Here is a 6,732-nt window from a genome sequence, read left to right as displayed (position 1 = left end):
CCGGCTATAGTGGTGATATCGGGAATGAAGGCGCTTGCTGCTGGCCCTGGGGAAGGTGTGAGAATCTGTAAAGGTATCAATAGCGCGATGCAAAAGTATGCCCTGTTGCACGCGCTTTGGATAGTCCAGATAATCCCTTCCCCGAACCCGGTCGGCTATAAAGTTTCCCAGGCTCAGCTGGGGATCGTCGAATGAGAGATAGATATGGGCCAGATAGTTCACGATCGTAAAAATACGCAGATAAAGGAAGTATTGCACCCCGATAAAAACAAGGGAGTTATATTTGTCTTTCTTAAAATTTCAGCAACTATGACTTTGATTAAATCCATATCCGGAATCCGGGGTACAATAGGGGGAGTGCCAGGGGAAAACCTGACCCCTGTGGACGCCGTTAAATTTGCCGCTGCATATGGGACATGGCTTAAAACGTATCGTGAAAAAGAGAATGTAAAGGTGGTTATTGGCCGTGATGCCCGCTTGTCCGGGCAGATGGTCCAGCAACTCGTGTCGGCCACCCTGACAGGTCTGGGTATAGATATTGTAGACCTGGGGCTTTCTACTACGCCTACCGTGGAACTCGCGGTACCTCTGGAAAATGCTGACGGGGGTATTATTCTTACAGCCAGCCATAACCCAAAACAATGGAATGCCCTGAAATTGCTGAATGAAAAGGGAGAATTCCTGAATGCTGCTGAAGGCAGGGCCATTTTGGAGCTGGCAGAAAAAGAGGATTTTGATTTTGCTGAAGTAGACGATTTGGGTTCTATTAGAACAGATGACACCTATCTTCAGCAGCATATTGCATCTGTTCTGGATTTGGAATTGGTCAATGCCCCGGTTATTCGCCAAAAAAAATTCAAAGTAGTGGTGGACGGGGTGAACTCCAGCGGGGGAATAGCTATACCGGCCCTTCTGGAGGCTCTCGGGGTTGAGGTAATTCCGCTTTACTGCGAGCCTACAGGTCATTTTCCGCACAATCCGGAACCCCTGAAAGAGCATTTGGGGGCGATTTGCGAGAAAGTTGTGGAAACCGGGGCGGACTTTGGTGTCGTGGTAGACCCGGACGTAGACCGACTGGCTTTTATCACAGAAACTGGAGAAATGTTTGGGGAGGAGTACACCCTGGTCGCTTGTGCCGATTATGTTCTCGGGAAAACCCCGGGCAATACAGTATCTAATTTGTCTTCTACAAGAGCGCTTCGGGATATAACTGAAAAACACGGTGGGCAATATACGGCTGCAGCTGTAGGCGAAGTGAACGTGGTGTCCGCAATGAAAGAAACCCATGCTGTCATTGGTGGCGAGGGCAACGGGGGAATCATATATCCCAGTAGCCATTACGGAAGGGATGCCCTTGTGGGAACAGCACTTTTTCTGATGCTGCTTTCGGAAGTCAATACCTCAGTCAGTGCCCTAAAATCATCATACCCCCAGTATTATATGGGTAAGAAGAAAATACAACTTACCCCGGGACTCGATGTTGACGCCCTTTTAAAGGCTATTGCTACGAAATACCAGGACGAAGCCCTCAATACTATAGACGGGGTAAAGATCGATTTTGATGATAACTGGGTACATATGCGAAAATCCAATACAGAGCCGATCATCCGCATTTATACCGAAGGAGCTTCGCAAAACGCTGCAGATGAACTCGCGGATCGCTTTATCTCTGAATTAGAGACCCTGGCAGCGGGTGCAGTTTAGTCCTCCGAAATCCCTGCAGGAGCCTGATTGCGGTGTTTCCAGCGTTTATGCGTCCAGAAATAGTACTCCGGGGCCTCGTGTATCGCTGATTCCACTTCCCTGAAAAATGCGTCCGTTACACCATAATTGGGTACGGTTTTCGGGGCCGCAGCCAGAACGATAAAGGTTCCCTGGTAATACCCGCGTTTTATTTTTCGGACTTTGAGATACAGGGCGGGCAGGTCGAATTTTTTGCACAAGATTTCACCCCCCACGTGCATGGGTACTGTTATACCCATAAATGGCGCCCAATACCGTGCCTTTTTTCGGGTGGGAGACTGGTCGTTAAGCATACCATAAGTATCCACAATACCTTCGGTTTTATTGCGCCTCATCACCTTCCAGGATTCTTTTGTCGTAATAAGGGAAGTTCCGAGCCGGGCCCTTACCTGCCGCACCCAACGGTCAAAGAATTTGTTGTTCAGGGATTGGTAGATGCCATATCCTTTGCTTTTGATATGCGGGTCAAGGGCAATGGTCCACTCCCAACTGGCGTAATGTGGAAAAAAAGTAACCGTGCTTTTACCCTGTGCCTCAAACTGGCGGAAGGTATCCAGGTTTGTAAAGGTGAAGTGCTTCTTAAGATCCTCTTCGCTGATGTTCAGGGTCTTGATCATCTCCAAAAACATATCGCACATATGGGCATAGAACGCCCTTGTAATCCTCTGTCTTTCCCGGGGTGATTTCTCCGGGAAGACCAGTGCCAGATTTTCCTGAACTACTTTACGACGGTATCTGACAACCTTGTAGATTATAAAAAAAAGTGCGTCAGACAAGAGATACAGGAGACGGAAAGGTAGTTTTGAAACACCCCATAAAAACGGATAACTCAAAAGAAACACAAGTCTCTCCATACACGGCAATATGTGCAAATATAGTTATATTTAGCCCCAGACAAAGGGCACTAAATGAATTTGCATATCGCTACAATTGCCGTTATTGCGGCCAATATTTTGGTATCCCTCAAGGGTTTTAAGGATTATGCTTTTTTTGAAAGATATAAGTTCAATATCAGTGCCATCCTGGGAGGCCAGAAAGACCGGATGCTGACATCGGGCTTTCTGCATGTAGACGGAAGTCATCTTCTGTTGAATATGTTTACCCTCTACTTTTTTGCAGATGTGGTCATTCAGTGGCTCGGACCGGTTAAATTCCTGATCATCTATTTGATTAGCCTGGTGGCGGGGAGCCTCCTGGCCCTTTCTTTCCACAAGAAAGAGCCATATTACAGTGCGGTAGGTGCCAGCGGGGCGGTGACAGGGGTTTTATACGCGGCTATTTTACTGCAGCCCGATATGCGGCTGGCCCTTATGTTTATACCCATTCCGTTGCCTGCCTATATACTGGGGATCGGGTACCTGATGTATTCCATTTACGGCATGAAAAAGCGATTGGGTAATATTGGGCATACCGCCCATTTTGGCGGGGCTGTGGGGGGATATATTACTACGCTGATATTTGTACCTTCCATAGTTACAGCCCATCCTGTCATGGTCCTGCTTCTGGCCCTGCCCATCGTGCTTTTGTTTATCCTTGAGAAATTGGGAAAGTTATAAGAGTCCTGAATCCCTCAAAAATTTGGCTTATCATTTGTCTTAGTGGAGTTTAATTATATCGAAATCACCTTTTTCTTTATACCAAAGACTCTTTTAGAACGTTAGTGGGTTATCTATATGATAACAAACGCTCTTGAAATGAGGCAATTTTACAAGACATTGCTATTTATTTTAGTGCTTACAGGCATGGCCTGTAGTGATGAAACGGTAGTTTATGAAGACGGGCTGAAAACAGAGCTCTATGTCGAAACCAATTCAGCTGCTCTAAAATCGGCTATATCCTACGAGAAGTCCGGAGTTTTAAAACTTCATACCACCGAAATGGCTATGGCCAGTGATGGCACAGCCAAAGCGGGGGACTACCCCCTCACGCTCATAGCCACGGTAAACCCTCCTGCCTTTCCGGGATCCGAACCCCTGACTGCTACCCATGCCTATCTGGACGGCAACTATATTTATGTAAGCTATAACCGGGCCGGAGAAATCTACCAGGGCGCCCTGGATGTTATCGATATTTCAGATCCCAATGTGCCCATGGCTCGTTCCCGCCTTTTTTACTCCAATGCGGATATTAATAGTTTGGCTGTCGCTGGGGGATACATATACGCCGTAGGGGCCATAAATGCCGAAACCTCGGATGTAGCCACCTTTAATTCTTTTATCGCGCGGATACCCGTTTCGAACGGCGTCCTGGAGACGGATGGAATTATATACGGATTTCAGCAGGGTTTTAATGCTACTGATGTCCTTATCGATGGCAGCAGGACCATCGTGACGAGCGGTAAAGAAGGAGCGGTAGCCTCATATAACACTTCTGACCTTTCGATGGTCGACGAGACTTTTATGACCGATGCCCGGTCCCTGACCCCTTGGCTAGATGGATATGCCATTTTGGATGGAGGTTCGGGGGTTCGCGTGCTGAATTCAAGCCTTGTCGAAACGAACCTGATTGCCATAGGTACAGACCTGGGGGCTACCAGCAAGAAAACGCTGGATACCTGGCAGACCCATATCCTGGTTCCTGAAGCAGATCAGGGGGTAGGTATCTATCAGGGTACTACGGGTACACTGATTCAATACGTCTCTATTCCTCCTATTCCTACCGGTACACCTGCCGGAGATGCAGTGACTAATGCCGTTTCTGTGAATGACGACCTGTTGTTTATGGCCAATGGGGGCGCAGGGTTAGCCCTGGCTGAAATGCTCGCGTCTACAATTACCACAGCGGGAACGATCAATCTGGACGGTTCCGTAAACTATGTAACCTCCGAAGGGGACTACGCCTTCGTCGCCTCCGGGGCCGATGGCTTGCAGATTATTAAACTCAACAGGGCTCCCAAAACACTGGTAAACGCTTGTTCAGGATTGCCTACATATGAAGGGAGCAGTATTCTGAATGTAGGGCCGGCCGAAGCCTTGAATTTTCAGGGTGGAAAACAACTGGATGTTATTAATATTGAAGGGTTTTTATTGCTTTGCGGATCCTGGACAGTTACCGATCAGGTGAGCATTGCTCCTGGCGGAGTATTGCGGCTCTTCGGAACCCTGGCTATTGGCAGCAATCAGGACAGGGGTGCGCTCACTGTGGGTGCTGGGGCCTTGCTCCAAATCGAAGGGAATGTAACCATATACGGTGACCTTATCATGGAAGACGGGGCCCAGGTGGAGTTCCTGGGGGATTCCTCAGTTATCGATATTTTTGGAGATGTTTCCGCGGGAAGGGAAGCTACCGTGAGCGGTAAATTCAGGGATGTCCGCCAGAAATTTGGAGATTGATCCCGGATAATTCCCCAATTCCTGTACACCGGGGAGGGTCTTAAGGCAGTAACTCAGCTATTTTGGCCTCCAGGGCTTCGCCCCTGAGATTCTTTGCCACGATTACCCCATTTTCATCGAGTATAAAGCTCGCGGGAATCGCCCGAACATTATAGAGTTCCGCAATCTCATCGAAGTAACGCACATTGGATACGTGGTGCCACGTCAATCCATCCTGTTCAATGGCCTTTTTCCAATCGGCCGCATTCCTGTCCAATGAAACCCCCAGAACCGAAAGTCCTTTATCCTTAAACTTTTCGTATACCTTAACGATATTGGGGTTTTCCGCCCGACAGGGGCGGCACCAGGCAGCCCAAAAATCCACGAGGGTAACTTTGCCCAGCACATCGTTAAGGGCGAGTGCTTCACCCGAAGGAGTAGGGGCTGAAAAATCCGGGGCCCGGGACCCCACAGACGTACGCTCTTGAGAAGAAATTTGGGAATTGATGTTTTCACCCAGTGACGAGAGCCGGATAGACTCATCCAGGCCTTCAAAAAGATTTGCCACTTCGGAATGAGGAATGGCCTGGGATTGCAGCATCCGGGAGAGTACCATGGCAGAGATCAGCGCCTTCGGATGCTCTGTAATAAATGCTTTTTCAAAATCCATCGCACTTCCCTGAAGCTCAAAGAACTCATCGCGCAGGGCATTCATATTTGCTGTATCCCGCGACTGCATGGCCACCTGCATCTCAGTATTAATCGCATTTCGCCGGTCCATAAGTTGGCGAGTTCCCTTGACGAAATCTGAATAATACTCATTTTGCAAGGTGCCTTTGACCTCGGCGCTCCCAAGGCTGTCGCGATGTGCCGTAATGTTTATAGAACCATTTTCAATAAAAACCGGGATGCCCGCATTGACCCCTTCAATAAAGATATACCGGAGTTCAGGAGCCGCGGCATCACCTTTAAAACTAAAAGTACCGTTAAAGATCAGGGAGGTGTCCCCGGGGATGGCGCGCATGTTTTCATCACTTTTCCTCAGAAATACCTGGGTGCCTTCTTCAAGTGGACCTGCGATGGTTCCGGTAATTTCATAACCGGATTTGGTCTCGGTGGAACAGGCTGCGAATAAGAAGAGAACCGGAAGAACCCTAAAAATAACTTTCATACAAATCATTTATATGTAAGCCGCAAAGGTAGTTAGGGTAGGCAGAAAAAAAAAAGGGCTTAACAAAAGGTTATGCCTTGACCGGGAGTCCCGGAATTAAAACTGATACCGGATTCCCAGGGCAATATCAAAATTAAAATTATCCGTGAAGCCATCGTAGCCGATAATACCAATTTCCGGGCGGAAATCCACCGACAGGAGTAAAGGGATATCGAAATTGTACTCCAGACCGATGTCCCCGGCCCCGAACAGGAAGAATCCCCCATTGGCATCTGTATCGTAGTCATCGCTGAAATTAACGTTCCCTATACCGCCTCCGGCCCCGTAAAACCAGTTGAAATTTCCATCCAGTTTTCGAACCCACTGATGCAAGCCTGCGAGTTTAAAAGCATTGTAGTTCCGATTGTTCCTCCAGCCGAGATCAAATTCCAGTCGGGTAGCACGCGTCAGGGATTTCTGATACGAAATCTCTGCTCCAAAGCCATCGCTATCTCCCAGCCGCAGGCC

The 6,732-nt window shown here is 48.3% G+C and carries 7 protein-coding genes; 3 read left to right on the top strand and 4 right to left on the bottom strand.

Going from position 1 to position 6,732, the window contains the following annotated elements; genetic code table 11:
- Window positions 1-222: ACP phosphodiesterase (locus tag WBV75_RS04825; protein ID WP_424119516.1), on the bottom strand; the 222-nt coding region annotated here is incomplete at its 3' end.
- An 87-nt stretch (window positions 223-309) separates the two neighbouring features.
- Between WBV75_RS04825 and glmM the strand changes: the two genes are divergently transcribed.
- Window positions 310-1,704: a phosphoglucosamine mutase gene (gene glmM / locus WBV75_RS04820; RefSeq protein ID WP_424119515.1), complete on the top strand. Its 1,395-nt coding sequence runs from the start codon at window positions 310-312 to the stop codon at window positions 1,702-1,704.
- Here glmM and WBV75_RS04815 read toward each other — a convergent pair.
- Window positions 1,701-2,597 (bottom strand): lysophospholipid acyltransferase family protein, encoded by an 897-nt coding sequence (locus tag WBV75_RS04815; protein WP_424119514.1) that lies wholly within the window; start codon window positions 2,595-2,597, stop codon window positions 1,701-1,703. The two genes, glmM and WBV75_RS04815, sit on opposite strands and share 4 nt — an antisense overlap.
- Window positions 2,598-2,651: 54 nt before the next feature.
- Between WBV75_RS04815 and WBV75_RS04810 the strand changes: the two genes are divergently transcribed.
- Together WBV75_RS04810 and WBV75_RS04805 are read left to right on the top strand one after the other, a co-directional pair.
- The gene (locus WBV75_RS04810) at window positions 2,652-3,299 is read left to right on the top strand and encodes a rhomboid family intramembrane serine protease (protein WP_424119513.1); all 648 of its coding nucleotides are present in this window, start codon (window positions 2,652-2,654) and stop codon (window positions 3,297-3,299) included.
- A gap of 138 nt (window positions 3,300-3,437) precedes the next feature.
- Window positions 3,438-5,075 carry a hypothetical protein gene (locus WBV75_RS04805; RefSeq protein ID WP_424119512.1) on the top strand — a complete coding sequence of 546 codons (1,638 nt, stop codon included), beginning with the start codon at window positions 3,438-3,440 and terminating at the stop codon, window positions 5,073-5,075.
- 40 nt (window positions 5,076-5,115) lie between these two features.
- Here the strand turns inward: WBV75_RS04805 and WBV75_RS04800 are convergent, their stop codons facing one another.
- Both WBV75_RS04800 and WBV75_RS04795 read right to left on the bottom strand, forming a co-directional pair.
- Window positions 5,116-6,225: a redoxin domain-containing protein gene (locus WBV75_RS04800; protein ID WP_424119511.1), complete on the bottom strand. Its 1,110-nt coding sequence runs from the start codon at window positions 6,223-6,225 to the stop codon at window positions 5,116-5,118.
- Between the two features lie 96 nt (window positions 6,226-6,321).
- On the bottom strand, window positions 6,322-6,732 hold a 411-nt coding region (locus WBV75_RS04795), incomplete at its 5' end, for a hypothetical protein (protein WP_424119510.1).

The organism is Robiginitalea sp., from assembly GCF_049588695.1.
Taxonomy (GTDB): Bacteria; Bacteroidota; Bacteroidia; order Flavobacteriales; family Flavobacteriaceae; genus Robiginitalea.
Note: the sequence above shows the minus strand (reverse complement) of the source record. Positions and strands in the feature narration are given on the sequence as shown.